Origin of the sequence: Colwellia chukchiensis (genome assembly GCF_002104455.1) — a bacterium.
Taxonomy (GTDB): domain Bacteria; phylum Pseudomonadota; class Gammaproteobacteria; order Enterobacterales; family Alteromonadaceae; genus Cognaticolwellia; species Cognaticolwellia chukchiensis.
The window spans coordinates 412,022-431,284 of record NZ_NBOC01000001.1; the positions used below are offsets into that span (position 1 = coordinate 412,022).

The 19,263-nt window shown below is 42.3% G+C and carries 12 protein-coding genes; 7 read left to right on the forward strand and 5 right to left on the reverse strand.

The genetic code is table 11. The features are described 5' to 3' along the window. Positions 1-194 precede the first annotated feature (194 nt). The 4 genes from B6K83_RS01890 to B6K83_RS01905 all read left to right on the forward strand — a co-directional run bounded on the left by B6K83_RS01890 (position 195) and on the right by B6K83_RS01905 (position 8,015). Positions 195-1,808, forward strand: coding sequence for a zinc-binding metallopeptidase family protein (locus B6K83_RS01890; protein WP_085282678.1), 1,614 nt, complete (start codon positions 195-197; stop codon positions 1,806-1,808). 641 nt (positions 1,809-2,449) lie between these two features. Next, on the forward strand, positions 2,450-4,057 hold the full coding sequence (locus tag B6K83_RS01895; RefSeq protein ID WP_085282680.1) for a 5-guanidino-2-oxopentanoate decarboxylase: 1,608 nt from the start codon (positions 2,450-2,452) through the stop codon (positions 4,055-4,057). A 57-nt stretch (positions 4,058-4,114) separates the two neighbouring features. Beyond that, the gene (locus B6K83_RS01900; RefSeq protein WP_085282682.1) at positions 4,115-6,487 is read left to right on the forward strand and encodes a TonB-dependent receptor; all 2,373 of its coding nucleotides are present in this window, start codon (positions 4,115-4,117) and stop codon (positions 6,485-6,487) included. Positions 6,488-6,641: 154 nt separating this feature from the next. Then, the gene (locus tag B6K83_RS01905; protein WP_085282684.1) at positions 6,642-8,015 is read left to right on the forward strand and encodes a YjiH family protein; all 1,374 of its coding nucleotides are present in this window, start codon (positions 6,642-6,644) and stop codon (positions 8,013-8,015) included. Positions 8,016-8,160: 145 nt separating this feature from the next. Here the strand turns inward: B6K83_RS01905 and B6K83_RS01910 are convergent, their stop codons facing one another. Next, on the reverse strand, positions 8,161-9,381 hold the full coding sequence (locus B6K83_RS01910; protein ID WP_085282686.1) for a pyridoxal phosphate-dependent aminotransferase: 1,221 nt from the start codon (positions 9,379-9,381) through the stop codon (positions 8,161-8,163). Positions 9,382-9,642: 261 nt separating this feature from the next. On the opposite strand from B6K83_RS01910, the gene betI reads away from it, so the two are divergent. Together betI and B6K83_RS01920 are read left to right on the forward strand one after the other, a co-directional pair. Further along, a complete protein-coding gene (betI, locus tag B6K83_RS01915; protein ID WP_085282688.1) occupies positions 9,643-10,290 on the forward strand; it encodes a transcriptional regulator BetI in 648 nt (215 codons plus the stop codon). 299 nt (positions 10,291-10,589) lie between these two features. Next, positions 10,590-10,970, forward strand: a complete 381-nt coding sequence (locus B6K83_RS01920) for a VOC family protein (protein WP_085282690.1) — start codon at positions 10,590-10,592, stop codon at positions 10,968-10,970. 123 nt (positions 10,971-11,093) lie between these two features. Here the strand turns inward: B6K83_RS01920 and B6K83_RS01925 are convergent, their stop codons facing one another. Then, positions 11,094-12,197, reverse strand: a complete 1,104-nt coding sequence (locus B6K83_RS01925) for a PepSY-associated TM helix domain-containing protein (protein WP_085282692.1) — start codon at positions 12,195-12,197, stop codon at positions 11,094-11,096. Positions 12,198-12,258: 61 nt separating this feature from the next. Next, positions 12,259-14,391 carry a TonB-dependent receptor gene (locus B6K83_RS01930; protein WP_085282694.1) on the reverse strand — a complete coding sequence of 711 codons (2,133 nt, stop codon included), beginning with the start codon at positions 14,389-14,391 and terminating at the stop codon, positions 12,259-12,261. A gap of 439 nt (positions 14,392-14,830) precedes the next feature. Between B6K83_RS01930 and fumC the strand changes: the two genes are divergently transcribed. Next, a complete protein-coding gene (gene fumC / locus B6K83_RS01935; RefSeq protein ID WP_085282696.1) occupies positions 14,831-16,222 on the forward strand; it encodes a class II fumarate hydratase in 1,392 nt (463 codons plus the stop codon). A gap of 143 nt (positions 16,223-16,365) precedes the next feature. Here the strand turns inward: fumC and B6K83_RS01940 are convergent, their stop codons facing one another. Next, positions 16,366-17,082: a glucosaminidase domain-containing protein gene (locus B6K83_RS01940; protein ID WP_085282698.1), complete on the reverse strand. Its 717-nt coding sequence runs from the start codon at positions 17,080-17,082 to the stop codon at positions 16,366-16,368. A 227-nt stretch (positions 17,083-17,309) separates the two neighbouring features. Continuing rightward, positions 17,310-19,025, reverse strand: a complete 1,716-nt coding sequence (locus B6K83_RS01945) for a diguanylate cyclase (RefSeq protein ID WP_233143777.1) — start codon at positions 19,023-19,025, stop codon at positions 17,310-17,312. Positions 19,026-19,263: the final 238 nt, after the last annotated feature.

A 19,263-nucleotide genomic window follows, 5' to 3' on the forward strand; every position in this document is an offset into this window, starting at 1 on the left:
GTGAATATAAATCGCGAGCTAGTTAAATGCAAACAATTTAATCTGTTGATAAATCTCATGAGTTTAATAGTAAGAGCATTACCGGTGAAACCGTTTTAATGTCGTAATCGTCATCAAAATATCACGATATTTTCAAACAATCAGCAATGTTATGACTGTTAACTTTATTTAAAAAAATCAAGGTAGTTTATAATATGTACAACAATACCGAGCAGTTGACGCCAGAGTTTAAAGAGACGGTAAGAAATTGGATTGATGAAAACACTAACAAAATATCTGAGTGGCACCAGAAAATTTGGCATTTTGCCGAACCGGCATTTCGTGAATATAAATCAGCACGCTGGTATGTTGAATTATTAACTGAGTATGGCTTTGACGTTGAAGCGGGTAGTGGTGACATGCCAACAGCCTTTGCTGCCCGATGGTCAAATGGCGAGGGACCTGTTGTTGCTGCCTATGCAGAGTACGATGCCGTGCCTGGAAATTGTCAAGCCGCAACAACTCATCAAGCACCGCGCAAAGGACTGTCAAGGTTTGCCGCTGGACATACCGACCCGCACTCTGCGCTGGGTATAGGCTCATTGACGGGCTTGTTAGCAACGCAAGCGGCGATGATTAAACATAACATAGCCGGCACCTTGGTTTATTTTGGCGAGCCGGCAGAAAAAGTTCGAGCCAGCAAACCGTACCATGCAGCCAAGGGCTATTATGATGGTATTGATGCTTTTCTGAGTTTTCATCCTTGTTATATGTTGCCACTATCAAATACGACAAGGTGGGATACGCATTGCGGCCCTGCTTTTTCTGTGGTGTATAGTTTTGAATGTACACAGCCAGAAACTTGGTTAAATACTGGCGAAGGAAGCCCAATTGCGGCGTCGCATTCCTCAGCTAGAGCGCCAGGTGCAATGACCGCATTAACTATGATGCAAACCTTAACCGAAAGTACTCGCGCTAATATGCAAGCTAATACCGGTCACTGGTCATTAAGCGAGGCTATATTAGCGTGCCCGCAAGCGACAGCTGATAATTTACCGCATCATGTTGCCCAGATTCAATATTTGTGTCGAGTGCCTAGTCTTGAGATGGGGGAAACTATCATGCAAGTCCTTAACAAGAATGCGCAACTTGCAGCTGAAGCTGCACATTGTACTGTGGAGGAAATCGGCGTAACTAAATCAAGACCGGGGTTGGCTAATCATGTGATGGCACAATTAACTTACGATAATCTGGTTGAGGCTGGTGCGCCTAAAATGGATAGTGCCGCGATAAAAGTGGCACAAGAAATACAAGCAAACTTAGGGCTTGAGCCGATGGCATCGCCTTTTATGGAAGCAGTGAGTACGTGTATATCTCCGCAAGATGCAGAGCGAGAACTGCGTAAAATGCTGCCTGAGTGGCAGACACATTTTACCTCTGATGATTATACCGAAATGTGTTGGCATGCCCCAACGGTTAGATTATATGTCGGCCGTCCTATGTTAAAAGCGCCTAAAGGGGTGACGTATCCGGCATGGGTGCTAAATGCATTAGGTGGCATTCCAGAGTGTATTGATCCGATGATTTTTTCGGCAGGAAAAACCATTGCTGGCACTATGATCGACTTATTAACTCAGCCCTCGGTGTTGGCAGCAGCACAGGAAGAGTTTAAGCAAAGAACCGGCGGAGGTATCGGGGGGAGTCAATGGATGGCACCAATGTTACCGGCAGACTTTACGCCACCAACCTATTTGAAATGGCCTGAATATATCACTACCGCCAGAGGTGAAGAATGGTGCATTCCTACGGCGCCAAACGATCACGCATAGCAACTCCGCTGTTTCGTAAAAGTGACTAGCCAAGAAAGTCACATTCCAATGCCCAGTTGTTCGTGGCTGCGCTGCTCAAGATAATGAACAATATAGCGAAATGGCAGTAAAACATTGGTTTTGCAAAAGTGATTTTTGCATTGCGCCAACACGGCGCTGCGGCTTGAGCGTTATTTTTCGAACACTGAGCCGCAAAAAGCCGCCTTAACACTGATCTTCATCTACCTAGGGTGATGCGCAAAGTCGGCTGACTTGATACTCGATAATGCAAAACAACAGATAATTAAACCATAAAAATCACTATTACTGCTTATCGATTTCATCATTGAAACCTTGATGTTATTGGCTGCTTATTGCTTTTATTGGTAGCTAACTAAGTGCTGTTTTAGTCATTTTATCAAGCTTTTAATATCACGATTTGTTTACAAAGTAACCACAAAGTAACCACAAAGTAAGTTTATTTTACTTGTTTATCAATAGGTTGTTGTTGTGTTGTCGTGCTGGGAAAGATGTTGTTTTGTTGTTCACAATAGTTAGTGAATTTTTGGAATGATGTGGTGCGTATAAATCGCGAGCTAGTTAAATATAAACAATATAGTCTGTTTATAAATTAAACATAATTTCTAAAGGTGAAGTAAATCGTGGCTACATGTGGTGAAGTACTTGTAAAGATTCTTGAAAATTATGATGTTGATACAGTTTTTGGTATCCCTGGTTTTCATACCATTGAGTTATATAGAGGTTTACCAGAAACGGCCATTAAGCATGTTACACCTCGCCATGAGCAAGGTGCGGGTTTTATGGCCGATGGCTACGCTCGGGTCAGTGGTAAGCCGGGCGTTTGCTTTATTATCACCGGCCCCGGTATGACGAATATCGCCACGGCGATGGGACAAGCTATGCAAGACTCTGTACCCATGCTAGTGATATCTTCCGTTAATTATACTAAGCATTTAGGTATGGGCGAAGGGCGTTTGCATGAGCTGCCCAATCAAAGTGCCATGATGGCAGGCGTCGCTATTTTTAGTCATCGTGTAACGCATGTCGAGCAACTGCCCAAAGTGTTAGCACGGGCATTTGCTGTTTTTAACAGTCAACGCCCCGGTCCGGTGCATATTGAGCTGCCTATAGATGTGATCACATCACCAGCTGATCATCTAGACTTGAGCGCCTTCGCCATTCCTGCAGCCCCTGCGCCAGCAACAAGTGTGGTTGATGAAGCGGTGCAACTGCTTAACCATGCCAAACGGCCATTAATAGTGGTTGGTGGTGGTGCTATGAAAGCATCAGAGCAGGTTATCGCCTTAGCTGAAAAGTTAAATTCGCCGGTGATTAATAGCGTTAATGGTAAAGGGGTAATGCCGTTTAGTCACCCATTAGCCGTAGGGTGTTCAGGTTCGTGCGCTATTATTCGTGAAGAATTAAAAGCAGCCGATGTGGTACTAGCCATAGGCACTGAATTTAGTGAAACAGACTATGACTTCTTTCTTGTTGGCGAAATCGAAATTGCCGGCAAGCTAATACGGGTTGATATTGATAGCTTTCAGCTGAGCAGAAATGTGAAGCCAGATCTTGCCATTCTTAGTGATGCAAATCAGGCATTGAGTGCAATTAATAAGGCTTTAGTTGTCGATGTTCAAGCAGAGCATGGCCCGCAACGCGCAAAAACACTGACAGACATTGCACGCGTCGCGACAGCTAATTGCAAGTATGATGATTTTTTTGCCACCATTAAACAGGCATTACCCGATGCCGTTATTGTTGGTGACTCGACTCAGCCAGTTTATTACGCATTGGCCCATTACGAAACCGAAGCACCACGGCGATATTTTCACTCTGCCAGCGGTTTTGGCACTTTAGGTTATGCTATTCCAGCCGCGATAGGTGCAAAGTTTGGCCAACCAGACAGTCCTGTCATTGCGCTAATTGGTGATGGTGCGGCGCAATTTACTATCGGTGAATTAGCCAGTGCAGTAGAAGCCGAAACGCCAGTTATCTTTTTACTGTGGAATAACAGTGGCTATAAAGAAATAGCGCACTTTATGGATGATGCCAATATCGCGCGCATCGGGGTCGATATTTATACCCCAGATTTTATCAAAATTGCCGAAGCTTTTGGCTGCAAAAGCGCGAAAGCTAAGAACTTAGCCGAATTAAAAGTGGCATTGAATACGGCAAATGAAGTGAACGGGCCAACCTTGATTGAAGTGCTAGAAAGTGACTTTGTGGATGGTTACCCATACCCCTAAGTAAATAACAATAAGTACTAATGAACACCTTAAGATATAAAACAAGAGCGGGGAATAATGATGTTTCGAAAAAATAAATTAGCGTTAATGATTTCAGCAGCATGTGTGGCTACGCCTATCGCGGTATTTGCAGACGAGGCACCACAAGCAGAGGAAGAATTTAAAGTTGAAAGGATAGAAGTCACGGCAAGTCGACGTGCTAAGTCTCTGTCATCGGTGCCTTATAACATCAGTGCCGTTGATGGCGCAGCGCTTGAGAAGGCCGGTATTACAGATTTTACCAAATTGACAAGAAACATCCCTGGGCTTGTTTTTAGTGATACTGGGCCGCGTAATAATGGCATCAGTGGTGGCTTGATCATGAGAGGAATGAATGCTCAACAAGGTGGTTTTGAAGACTTTTATCGCTCATCTGATCCTGCTGTCTCGACGTATATCGGTGAAACGCCATTATTTGTTAACTTAAATATGCGTGATATTAATCGCGTAGAAGTACTGCGTGGCCCGCAGGGAACGTTATATGGCTCAGGATCTTTAGGCGGCACGATACGTTATATTCAAAACGACGCGAGCTTAGATGGCTTTGATGCTCATGTTTCAACTAAATTATCAAAATCTCAAGAAGCGGGTGGCATGAATACAGATACTGAGTTTATGGTCAATCTGCCATTAAGCGACAGTTTAGCGGTTAGGCTTGTTGGGGCTTATGTTGATAACTCAGGCTTTATTGATGCTGATCGTCTAGAAACGCTGGACGCGAATTTACAACCGACAGGTGAAACATTTAGCAAAAAAGATATTAACGATAATGAAGTTAAATATGGTCGATTTGCATTAACCTGGGATGTTAGCGATAAAGTAGCTGTTGATTTTAATTACCAAGTACAAGCAGATGAGGTCGCAGGGCGTCAAGCTGTTGCGCGAAATGTTGGTGAATATGTTTCCGCGATTAAGCAATTGGAGCCTTTTAGTGCTGATGTTCAAGTTGCCTCATTAGATATTGAAGTTGATTTAGGCTTTGCCACCATGACTTCATCTAGTTCAGCTTATAAAAATGAGGCAGACAGTAGCTATGATCAAAGTTATAGCTATGCCGCACAAGGGTTCTGGGCTTACTACGAAGGTTTGCCACGGGAAGTGGTAACCGGCATTAAAACCTACAGAACCGATGCTTTTATACAGGAGCTGCGTTTAGTGTCAAATGACATTGGTACCTTTGAGTGGGTTGTTGGTCTTTATGTTAATAGTTGGCATGGCGCCTCGAGTGCTGAAGATTATGCGCGCGGATTAGATGCATTTTTTGCTGCCCCCAATCCCCAAGCACAAGATCTTAACTATACCAATATACAAAAAGATAGTTTTAGCGATAAAGCCATTTTTGGTGAGCTTACCTATCATGTCTCTGATGACTGGCAAATGACCTTCGGTGCGAGATTTTTTGACCAAGAGTTTGAATCATATCAACGGATTACCTTACCCACCTGTGGTGTCTTTTGTGGCGAAGGTGATTTAGGGTTAAGTGAAGCTTCAGCGAAGCAGTCATTTAAAGATCAAATCTTCAAGTTTAATACCTCTTACGCAGTCAATAGTGATCTTATGGTTTATGCAACTGTTTCAGAAGGTTTCCGCCATGGTGGCTCGAATGGCTTACCGATTGATGATCCATCAACACCGGCGACAGAAGGGGGCGTTTTTGCCAATGACGCCACGTTAGGTGCCTATCAACCAGATAAAGCAACTAACTTTGAAACCGGTGTTAAAGGCTTTACATTTGATGAACATTTAGAGTTCACTGCCTCTGTGTTTTACATTGATTGGGAAGATAATCAAGTATTACAAAACTCACCTCACGGCGGCTTCCCGATTGTATTTAATTTGGGAGAATCAGTCACTAAAGGCTTTGAATTTGAGTCAAAATGGCGCTTTACGCAAAACTTTTCAGTTTCGCTTGGTTATGCCTATGTTTCTGCTGAAGTTAGCAAAGACTTTGCTGGCTTACCCAACCTTAATGGCGAGCCGACATTACATATTAAAGAAGGCGAAAGATTACCCGGTGTCCCAGAGCATACACTTACCGGTGCATTAGATTATTCATTTGTCACGGCCAGTGATCTAGATATTTCACTGCATTTAGGGGGCTTTTACAAAGGCGGCTTTGCAACAGATTTTGAGAAGGGTTCATTGTACTACGATGAGGTAGACTCTCAGGTTATTTTTGATGCTTCTGCAACCATGTATGTTGGTCAATGGCAGCTATCATTGTTCGTCGATAACCTATTTAATTCAGATGCATCAACACTTGAATTAGGCGATGTTTACTATCAAAACTATGCTGGACAACCTGATCCTCAGCAACGACTGGTTAATGGTGACGTGAGTTACATTGTTCGTCCACGTACTCTTGGTTTTGGGGTGAAATACGTCTTTTAGCGCATTTATAAAAACTTTTTTAACTGACTAAATTGAAGGGAGTTCGCGTTTAGTCAGTTTTTAAAGCAAATTTATAATGTATAAAGATTAAGTGTACGAACGCTAATCGCTGATCATAAAGGGGGCGACGTTTTCGCGTCGGGAGTTTATCTATATGAGTCAAACCAAGGTGAAATGCCCTAACGAGAATAAAGTAACATTGGCAAGTTTAGCTGCGTTTATAATACCTTCCTTACTAGGTGTTTTGCTGTTTTTAGTGCCGGTTAATTACGACGGTAAAATGACGGTTATACTGGGAATATTAGCAGACTCTTTAAAAAGTATACTGGCTGATAATATTGGTTATTTTACCACTTTCATTTTTGTTACTTCCGCGCTATTTAGCTTAATTTATTCTCTATTGCCATTGCACTGGGCGGAAAAAACGCCTTATTTACAGCAACTATTTAAAACCACGCCTATTTGGCTGATATTACGCGTACTTGGCGGCGTTGTCAGCACTTTTACCTTACTTCAAATTGGCCCTGAATGGGTTATTAGCCAAGACACAGGCGTGACTGCTTTTATCGATGTTGCCGGCATTATTTTTTGTTTGATTGGTATTGGTTGTTTATTACTGCCGCTATTGACTGATTATGGTTTTCTTGAGTTTGTTGGCGTACTGTTTCGTAAGGGCTTTCAAAAAATATTTGGCTTACCTGGCCGCTCAACCATTGATGTCTTAGCGTCATGGGTAGGTTCTTCAAGTATTGCTTCTTTATTGACCATTAAACAGTATGAAACCGGCTTTTATACCATGCGTGAGTCGTCAGTCATCGTGACTAACTTTTCCGTTGTTTCTGTGCCTTTTGTGGTGTTAACCGCTAATGTTGCGGGCATCTCCGAATATGTATTTCTCCTGTACGGTGCGATGATCACCATTTGTGTGTTATGCGCGATTATTACCCCTAAATTACCCCCGCTTTCTAACCTACCTGATGAGTATTACCCGCCGGTAGGGAAGCAAATACATGAAGCAGTTCAGGATGATGGTTCAACGTATAAATGGGCATTGGATCAAGCGCTAAAAAGAGCGGATTCGTCACCTGGTCCCAAAAGGATGCTGAAAAATGGCTCACTCAGTATGGTGGATCTTTTTTTTACCATGATGCCTGCGGCGATGACCATTGAGTTTTTGGCATTATCGGTTTATCACCATACCAGTATTTTTCATGTTATTGCGACGCCCGTGGTACCGATATTGGAGTTATTGGGCATTCCTATGGCCTATGAAGCTGCGCCAGGCGTGCTTGTGGGTTTATTGGATCAATTTGTGCCTGCGATTATTGCCGGTGGTATTGATAATCCATTAACAAGCTTTGTGTTAGCGGGCTTATCGGTGACACAACTGATATTTTTCGCTGAAATCGGTATTTTAATTCTCCGCTCGAAAATTCCATTAAATGTCAGCAAACTTGTCGCTATTTTTTGCATTCGTACGTGTATTTCATTACCCATACTGGCATTAATTGGGCATATATTTATTTAACTTGCGCTTGGTTTAAGAGCTATTTAAGCCGAAATAATACTCAACGTAGTGTGTGGGAATTATTCATAGTTAAGCTCACCAAGGCATGTAGATAACAGCTCTAGCGCGATATGTTATCTACATGCATTATTTACATGAGATGAAATTAAGATAGTAACTCAAGGTGTGGTTCATTTTGCTGAGCGTCGCTGCTACTTAATACATACTTCATACAGTCATCAATTTGTCGACCCGCTTTAACAAGCGTCTCAACAGGCACAGATAAACTTAAACGAACGTAGCCTTCCACTGATGGGCCAAATGCGCCACAAGGTAAAGTAGCAACATCGAATTTATCGAGTAAAATAGTAGCGAATGCTTGACTTGACAGGCCGGTACTTCGAATATCTAGCATTAAGAACATACCAGCTTCAGGTAAGTGAACTTCAAGCCCTTCAACATCCTTTAATAACGCATATAAAGTATCACGGCGGTGCTTATAGGTCTGTTTCATCAACTCAAGCTCTGGTAATGCTTGGGTTAACGCCACTTTTGCTGCAGCTTGAATAAATACCGGATTACCAAATAACATACAAAGCGCGACATTAGCTAAATGTACCGCGAGTTCTTCAGGGCAAACCGCCCAACCGACACGCCAGCCTGTCATTGCATGAGATTTCGACAAACTATTAATCGTGACAGTACGCTCTGCCATGCCGCGTAATGAACATGGGCTAAAATGTGCTTGCTCATAGGTCAAGGTTGAATACACTTCATCTGAAATCAGCCACAGATCATGCTCAATGCATAGTTTTGCTACAGCCTCCATGGTTTGACGCGGGAAAATAGCACCACTTGGGTTATTGGGGCTATTGAGCAGGATAGCCCTTGTTTTGCTGGTTATTGCCGCTGCAATATCTTCAGGCATGACTTGAAAGCCGTTGTCAGGTCTCATAGGGATCCTGACAATTTTTGCACCAGTAGAATTAAAAACCGCGTCATAAGTGGTATACATAGGCTCAGGTATTATTATTTCATCGCCCGGTCCTAAAAGGCATTGCGCCGTGGCATAAAGGGCACATTGTGCGCCGTTCATAACCACCACTTGTTTATTGTTTACTGCTAGACCTGTTGTTTTTGTGTGCCAGTTCGCAATAATGTCTCTTAATTCAATATCGCCTGAAACGTCGCCATAATGGGTATCGCCATTATTTAATGAATTGAATGTTGCATCAATAATAGGCTGTGGTGTATCAAAGTCGGGATCACCTAAGGCAAGCACAATAACATCTTCACCCGCTTGTTGACGCTCTAATCCTTTATAGAGTACCTGCCAAGCATCAACTGAATCACCACCAATTCGTTTAGTAAAATCTGAATATCTCATTTTTGAAATTCCTATTATCGTTCTAGTGACAAGCCTCTGTTGTACAATTGTACAATAGAGGCTTGTCATGTTAATACGCAATCGAACTTAGTTAGAAGCGTTAGTATTATTTAGTAAGGATATTTAAGCTAACAGCTATTGTTCAATTGTACAATAGGCGTTTTAGCCTTTCTCTTGTGGTTCATTATAGACTTGTTATTATTCACCACTAATTTATCATGCACTCTCAGATAAGCGATTTGAAAGCGCATTGAAAATATAATGAAAATAATGAATAGAGTGGCTAGTAGTACATCTCCAGGCGCTAGGTTAACGCCAGATGAACGTCGAGCAGAACTAATCGATGCCGTACTTAGGTGTATTATGAGAGATGGTCACCTAGGGCTTTCCGTGCGCACTGTCTGTCAAGAGGCAGGAGTATCAGCAGGACTATTAGCGCACCACTTTAACGGCAAGGAAGAATTAATCAAAGAAGCTTATCGAAAGCTCACTAAGGATCTTTTTATCCAGTTGCTCGCGATATTAGATGAGGCTTCTGAGCCAGTAGCGCAACTTAGGTTATATGTGGACAGCTTTTTTCGCCCACCTATGCTTGATAAAGATTATTTAAAAGTTTGGTTAGGCTTTTGGAGTCTCAGCCAACAAAAAGCTGAAATTGCCACCTTAAGAAACGAAGTAAACAGTAAATATGTAAAAATACTCGAACAACTCATAACGCAAAGTATTAACCGATTAGATATACCTAATGTAAATGCTCGTTTGGCGGCATTTGGTTTGTCAGCGTTAATGGATGGACTTTGGCTGGAGTGGTCGTTAAACCCAAAAAGCTTTTCCCCCGAAGAAGCCAATCAGATTTGTCAGTGCTGGGTTGATAGCCTAATTGCTGGTGAACTTAAACGTATTCGCTAGCGGTAAGTTATATCACTTAATGAATCAACTTGGTATTATTTTACGCCCTAGCCAAAGCAGTACATCACTTTGTTTTTGGACGCTAACACTGAGGATATTGACATTAGCGTGTTCGATGATTTCGATGCTAATGTGAAAACTCAACAGCCGCTAATTTATAATAAATTAGTATTGTGCTATTGCTTATAGATAGGGCATGCTTAATGACAAATTTATTAACTCGAAGCGTAAGTGACTTGCTCAATAAGTTGCCGAAGCATGGCGCTTCACATTCTTCATTAATTGAAAAAGGACAGTAAATGTTTAGTCATATCATGATAGGCGCGAACGATATACAAGCGTCAAAAAAGTTTTACGATGCCATTTTGGCGGAGCTAGGTCATAAACCAGGTGTTATTGATGAAAAAGGCCGCTGTTTTTATTTTACCGATCAGGGGATTTTTGCGTTAACAACGCCAATTAACGGTGAGCCAGCCAGCCATGGCAATGGCACCACCATAGGATTTGCCGCCGCAAACCCTGAACAAGCTAAGGCTTGGCATGCTGCTGGTGTTGCTAATGGCGGCAGCGCTTGTGAAGATGCGCCAGGTGTGCGTGAAGGTGCAATTGGTAAATTATACTTAGCGTATTTGCGTGATCCTTCAGGCAATAAAATTTGTGCGCTGCATCGTATAGCGTGATCAGCCATACATACTAATGAGCATAAGTACCAGTAAAGAATGGTTAAGTGGTTGACACTTAGCCATTTTTTTATTGGCGCAGAGATAGTGTAAATCATTGTTTTTGTCAGGTGCTGGCATTGATTAGCCGCTATGCTTTCGAGCTATACGACGCTTTTGCCAGCGTTTCATATACAAGTAGAGTCCAGATAATACCAAGAAGCTTGGCATTAAGCTTAATAAAAGCCAAAGCAGTTTAACCGGCCAAGCGAAAAAATCACCAATATGAAACTTGTACTTAAAATGCCAAACTTTAGTTGCCAACGAGCTTTTACTGGCGTCATAACTTTTTAACAAGCGACCGGTGTAGGGATCAGCCCAACTCCAACTATAGGCATGACTCTCACTTGGCATTTTTAGCCGTAACGCCAGTAAGTTGTTGGTTGTATTTGGTAAGTAAATACGATAAACCTCGGCGTTTATTAACGCTGACTTTGCTGCGTCATAGGCCAAGTCAAGCTGCAACGGCTGCTGCCTTGTGCTGACTGGCGCAGGCGCAATAGCGCGTTGGATTTTACTCATAGTTAACCATTCAACAACTTGTTGGGTTGCCGGTTGCCAATAAAATGCCATGCCTGAGAATGCAATGAGTAGCAATGGCACGCAACAGAACACTCCAATCGAGGTATGTAATTGATATAGTAGGGCTTTAGCTTTGCTACGCCACTTTATTTTTAACCGTTTAAGCGGTTTTTTAGCCTTTAACCACAAAGCACAACCGATAACTAGCTCGATCATTAATAGCAAACTGGCGCAGGCCATTAGCGCTTGTAGTGGTTTGTTATTGTTTTGATCTTTTAATAATAGCCAGCGATGCCATGACATCACTAAGCCATAAAAGGTATCGTAAAATTGATGCTGCGCGACTATATCGCCGTTGTACGGGTTGATATTAAGGTGGTCACCATTACCTAAGCGCACCAGCCACACCATATTGGCGCTTTGCGCGCGTTCAATAAAGTGTATTGGTTGCTCGCTAACGAGCGCAATTTTTGCCACTAACTCAGACAGAGCTAACGGCTGTTGGGAGTGGATTTTTGCCGAGCTAATGAGCCAATTATTTGGTTGCAACCAGAGTTGAATTTCTTTACCGAACACTAGCAATGCGCCAGAAATGCTTAAACTTAAAATAAATAAACCACTGATCAGCGCTAAGGCTAAATGACAGCGTCTAAACCATGTTTTCATAAACAACCTAAAGTAGCCGCATTAGCAACATTGCTGCTAATGCGGGAGTAGTGAAAGGGCATTAAAATTGGTAGTTAATACCAAGATTGACACTGGTACCTAGGCCTTTAACATTATAACCGTTATAAGTGTATGCTTGCGATTTTGCGGGGTAGTAATCTTGGTTTAATAAGTTTTCGACGCCGATAAAACCAGACCAGTTTTGCTGAAAGTCGAAACTCGCACTGAGATTAAGTAACTGGTAGCTGTCAATAGGGCCTTGATCGCCGACATAATCGCCCTCAACTGTTGCAAACTTTTTCCGGCTGCCAACATATAAATAGCTGACCGCGACATTGGCACCGGCAAGCGGCTGCCAGTTCAGGTTAACAGTGGCTTTGGGGGCACTAATTTGTTTGGCGCCTAAGTAGACATCTTTACTGGTGTCTTTACCTTCAACCCAAGCATAGCTAGCGGTAACATTTAACTCAGGGCTAAATGGATAATGGGCGAGTGCTTCATAACCATAAATTTCTTGTGGTGCGCGCACCGGTAAATAGACTCCAGTATTGGCATCATACTTATTAGTGGTGCCCAACTCTGAGGTGCTACGATAGGCAGAGAACTCCATACGAAGTGCGCCGATATTGGAAACAAAACCGATTTCATAATTGTCGATAATCGACGCTTGCGTGGCAATCAAGCTAATGTCGGTGACGGTAGCGGTGCGCAGTAAACGGCCAATATCGGAAATATCAGCGCCTTGCGAGTAGTTAGCAAAAGGCTGAAAAGAAGGCATCAGGTTGTAGCGCACACCAAAGTTATAGGTTGTTGCTCGGTACTTTAAGGTGTCACCGCGCACATCAAGGGGAACAGAGCAGGTATTGGCAGTTCGGCAAAGCTTTAACGTGCTGTAGTCATCCACGCCAAGTTCAATATCTTCGTGGCGAATGCCGGCTTTGATGATTAAATCATCGTTATAAAGCCATTTTGTTTGTAAAAAACCTGCTAGGTTGGCCATGTCCATCTCAGGTACCCAAACTCGCCCATCCACCAAAGGTTGTGAGGTTTTATCATTTAAGGCATCTAGGCCATAAATAAAAGTGCCTTCAAGGTTGTGCCACTCAAGCTGACTATTGAGGGTCACGCGTAAGCCTTTTTTATCTGATTTTATTAATGACTGCCCACCGCTGTAGCCTTCGCTAGGGTTAGCAAGCGCGCTTGAAAAGAAGAAAATGTTATTAATTTGTTGGCTATAAGCGTCGATCACCAGTTGCGTATTATCAAACAGTGCCTCATCTGTGTACTTAAACATCAGGTTATCATTGTTTGGGCCTTGCGCAACACCGGGCTTTTCAGTGCCAACAGGTGCCTCAATAGCATAGGTTTTCTCACCTGAATTAACGCTACCAATCACATCTATTAAATTACTTTGTTGCTCAGAACGGTAATGGTTATAGGTCAACTGTAGCGACTTTTCGGTATCTAATTGGTAGCCAAATTTTGCAAAGTAGTTGGCGACATTTGCTTCTGACAATCCGTAAATTAAGCCTTGTATGTCACCTTCTGCATCACGCTGTACACCATTTTCTTCATAACTGGCATTTAATACATAACTGAACTTATCTAAGTTGCCATTAATTGAGCCTTCTACGCGCTGCCCAACACTGTCTTGTAATTTAACGGCGCTAAAACGGCTTGACACACTGACATGACCGCTAACCTTGCCGCTATTGTTAGCCTGTTTAGTGATATAGTTAATAATACCGCCGGCCGCACCATTGCCATAGATAGAGGTTGCACCTTTAATCACTTCAATGCGCTCTATGGTACTTGGATCTAATGTGCGCATACCTAAAGCACCATTACGCAGTGGCGTTGACTGCGGCACACCATCGATCATCACCAAGGGTGAACGTCCACGCAAAGTTTGCCCTGAGTTACTTGACGAACCGGTGCTGGGCGCTAACCCCGGTACTAAGGCCGCTAGCAAGGTTTGCAGCTCAGGAGAAATTTTTAGCTGCTCTGCAATTTGTTGGCGATTAATTATGGTGATGGTTGCAGGTACTTCTTCAATACTTTCGACAATGCGACTACCGGTAACAACAATACGTTCCATAGTGTCTGTGGAAATTGCAGGTGTATTTTGAGCTGCTTGCGCAAAGGCATGAGGGGTGATCAGTAAAGCAAGCAGTGAAAGTCTAGTTTTGAGCATGAGTAATTCCAAGTAAATGAGCGAGTTATAAAATTTCGCTAAATACTAATGAAAACGATTATCATTTGCAATAGGTTTTTATCATTAATGTGTAATCGCGCAGTAGGCCTGGTTAACAAGTTTTAGCTTGGTGATCAGCACAGCAAGATAAAAATTAAAGTAATGCGGGCAGCTATATAACTGCTCGCGGCATGCATATACTAGGGGCAGGTTTTCGGCAAATCCAAGTGACGACTTGTGATGGCTGTAAAGTGCGCTACCATTTATTAAGTTATTAATAAACAATACTTTATTTTGTTGTGTAAATACTCGCTAGCTCAGGATTGCAAGTTATGAATGCCATTGACATTAGTGCCGCACATGGCAACATGAGTGCCGCAAGTTAGCTGACTTTGTAAAAAAATAAGCCAAAGCTTTTTATAACTACAGGAGTAAGGTAATGAACGACTATCGTATTGAGAGCGACTCTTTTGGCGAACTAAAGGTGCCTATTGATAGCTACTATGGTGCCCAAACTGCGCGCTCATTACTCAATTTTGCCATTGGCGAAGAGACTATGCCTAAGGCCTTGATTCGAGCTTTAGGCATAGTTAAACAAGCTGCTGCAAAAGTAAATATGGAGTTGGGCTTATTAGACACCAACATTGCTAATGCAATAATGGCTGCCGCTGGAGAAGTCATTGTTGGCCGGCTTGACGAACATTTTCCATTATCAGTATGGCAAACAGGCTCAGGTACGCAAAGTAATATGAATTGCAATGAAGTTATCTCGAATCGGGCTATTGAGATGCTAGGAGGTACGCTTGGCACTAAAACGCCGGTGCACCCTAATAACCATTGTAATATGGGACAATCGTCTAATGATACTTTTCCTAGTGCTATGCACATAGCAGCTGTCGAGCAAATAAGTCAGCAATTACTGCCGAGTTTGCACAATTTGCAACAAGCATTAGCAGACAAGTCGCAGCAGTTTTCAAAAATCATTAAAATTGGTCGTACACACTTACAAGATGCGACACCATTAACCTTAGGGCAGGAGTTTTCTGGCTATCAGGCGCAGATAACACAAGCCATCCGTCGTACACAAGCCGTTTTACCGGCACTTTATCCACTCGCGCAAGGGGCCACTGCCGTGGGCACGGGCCTTAATAGTGCTAAAAGCTTTGATGTCAGGTTTGCCGAGCATGTGGCAAAAATAACCCAGTTACCTTTTACTAGTGCTGACAACAAGTTTGCTGCGATTGCAAGTCATGATGCGATAGTGGAAGCAAGTGGTGCGTTAAACACTTTAGCCGCTAGTATCATGAAAATAGCCAATGATATCCGCTTGTTAGGCTCAGGACCACGTTGTGGTCTAGGGGAAATAAACTTACCCGAAAATGAACCAGGCTCATCTATCATGCCAGGCAAAGTTAACCCAACACAGTGTGAAGCGCTTACTATGATAGCGGCGCAAGTGATGGGAAACCATGTTGCCATTACTGTCGGTGGTGCTAATGGTCACTTAGAGCTGAATGTGTTTAAACCCGTAATGATTTATAACTTGTTGCAATCAATACGTTTATTAGCAGAGGGCTGCGAAAGTTTTACTGAGCATTGCGTTAAGGGCATAACCGCTAATGAAGCAAGGATCGCACAATTACGCGATGAATCTTTAATGTTAGTGACGGCGTTAAATCCGCATATTGGCTATGATAATGCCGCTAAAATAGCGAAAAAAGCCCATCAAGATGGCAGTACATTATTAGATGCGGCGTTAGCACTTAAGTTATTAACTAAGGCGCAATTTAACCAATGGGTAGTGGCAGAGAAAATGCTAGGGCCAGAGTAAATGTTTTAGTATGACCAGGTTAAGGTGATTTACTATGGCTTTTAATAAGGCGGGCGCTTTCAGGCGGGTTTTAACCTGCGTAATAGTGTTAAGCTCTGCAAAAGTTATAACAGCCGTAAAAGTAACGATCACCTAGCGTGAGCTTAGTTTATGCGGCTAGCCTTATTGGAACGGTCAAAGTTATCATAGTCATCAAAGTGATTGAATTTAATAATCGCGCGTAACTCTTCGCCATAAGCACTGCCTTTTTCTGAGTAGTTATCTAACTTGGTGACGAGTAAAAAGGGGTCATTGCTGGTCATTAATGTTTTTCGAAAGGCTTTATAGGCATCACCGCGCGATAAAATACGATAATAATCATAAATAGAAGCCTCTAGGGACGGGTACTTTTTAAGCCAAATGGTTTTTTTGCCACGCTTATTCAACGCCGCAATTCGCGGCTCATTTTCATTGTAAGACCAAACCCCAAAGATATTATTAGCTGCAAGAAAAAAACGCGAAGTTGCCCATGAGCTTTCCATGGCCGCTTGTGCAAGTGCAATACTTTTTGGGTGGGGTTTAAGTGCCATTAATAGCTCTTGATGGTTCGCGGCTTTATATTCCACCATCAGTTTTTCGATTTGAGCATTGCTTTTGCCACTGTCAAGCGTGGACTTTACCGCACGGTATTGTTTCATCAAGTCGTCATAAACGCGGTTTACTGCAGGTACAGCTAAAGCGATAAAGCGGGCTTTTTTCTCTTGTACCGTCATTGGCGGGAGCGGTGCGGGTTTTTCTGAGCTGCGAAAATATATAACGGCAGTAAGCACTAATAATAAAGCGGCAACGCCGATTTTTATTTGTTTTAAAGATAGTGACATTGAGAGCACTCCGTATAGATCATTGTTGTTATAAGCTAAATTAACATTGTTAACACAACAAACAAAGTCGCTTAGATTTAACTGTGATATTGTCTCCGTCGTTTTTTAGGGCAAGCTAACAAGTGTATTACTGCATGATGTTGTTAAAGAAACTTTACTATCCCTGTTTGCTTAAGCACATATCTGCTGATGCGCTCTTGGGTAAGTTTATTTGCAACGCATTAGCGCTAATTTGCTGCTAAAGTACTTTTGTTATTGACCACAACCACAGTATTGCGACCATTTTCTTTCGCTGTATAAAGCGCTTCGTCAGCCAAAGTAATTAATTGATCTAAATCCATTTGATCCGGCGTGGCACTGACAACGCCAATACTCATAGTCACGCTATTAATTTTATTAAAACTGATGTGTTTAATTTGAGTACGAAGATCTTCAGCAAGTTGCTTAGCTTGTTGACTATTGGTATTAGGTAAAAATATTAGAAACTCTTCTCCACCCCAGCGTAATGGAATATCAGAGTCGCGAATACGGCGTTTAATTTCCTTTGCTACCCCTTCAAGTACTTGATCGCCTGCAGCATGGCCAAACTGATCATTAATGCGTTTAAACCAATCTAAATCCATTAACATGATAGATATTGGGCTATTATTCCTCTTGCTTAATTCCCAACTTGGGTGAACAAGCTCGGAAAATGCGCGTCGGTTATACAACATGGTTAATGGATCTTGCCGAGCATTGCTTTCCGCACTTTTACGCGCATCTTGCGCCAATTTAAAATTAAAACCAAGCGATATTGACAGCAACGACATTTCTAACAGCATGCCAATTTCTATACCGCGAAATGCCCATTGTGAGTAGGGAATTATTCCCCACGTTGCAAAACTGGAAATGGTGGCACCGCCGGTTCCCATCGTAATAGCTGGGATGAAAAACTTTGCTAGCGGGTCCTTGTTTTTATATGCCAAGCAGCCCACAAGTAGCATCCAAATGGACAGCACAGTTAACATGGCCAATTGAATCATGATAATAAATGAGCGATCACCAGACACAAATATTAACGCCGCTATTACGATTAGCCCAACATATATTCGGTACCTGTTTGCATGCAAAGCAGGTAAAAAGGTACGGGTGTTTAAAAAGCCTATGGTAAACATCACCGCTGAAAATATATAGCAGAACATTAGGGTGGGCATTAGCCACTGTTGCAATGCTACAGATCCAGGCCATGCCAGCCAAAAGCCATGCCCAGTATAGGTAAAGTTAAATGAAGTAAAAGCAAATAGGTAGATGGGGTAAAGTAAATACTTGAGCTCTCTTAAATAAATATATAAGGCGAGGTTGTAGATAAGTAATATCAGTAAGCCACCATATAAAGCGCCATAAAAATAGGCGTTTTCAATTACCGCCGAGACCATAGCCTTGTCGCTACCTATATAGATGGGAATGGTCATGGGGTCTTGAGAGCGAAAGCGAAACAGTACATAAGATTGCCCTCGGGGAAAAGCATGCTCAACTGAAGGCATCCTTGCATTGCGCTGACGTTGAGTAAAAGGCTGAGTATCGCCTATAGATATCTGGCGCATTAACTTGTTGTTGGTAAAAATATAAAGCTCAATAGTATCTAACCAGGCATTATCAATTTTTAAGACCTTACTTTGCCACTGAGCTGTGTCATTATTAAACGGTAAGACCGCCCATATTGTGCTTTGCGTGAAGCCAAAGCTGACTTTATTTTTAATGTTATTGCTAAACTCTTGTCGCTTAAATAACGCAAAGGCTTGCTCAGGACTTAGGCTTGAGTTTTCATCATCAAGTAAAAATAGTCGTTCATTAACCAGTGATATTGGGCTATTAACGGATGCTAGCTCTGCTTTTGCGAGCATTGACCAGGCGAGAAATAAAAACAAAAAACTTGTTCTACAATGTATGTGCAAACGTCTCATAACTAATTATAATTTTCCTTTTTTGACTCAAAAGTACGGTATAAGGACATTGAAATTCCTTGGGAGAGTCAGCTAAGTTGAGCGTTGGTATAGTTATTATAACGAACTTATTCAATAAAGCTTTAATTTAGCTTTTCTGCATTAGCATAGGTAATCGTCTTGCCAAAGGTATATTTGCCACGTTAATAAAGTTAAATTGCACTGACAGTAAGAAAAATTCGCCGCGAAATATGGTTTC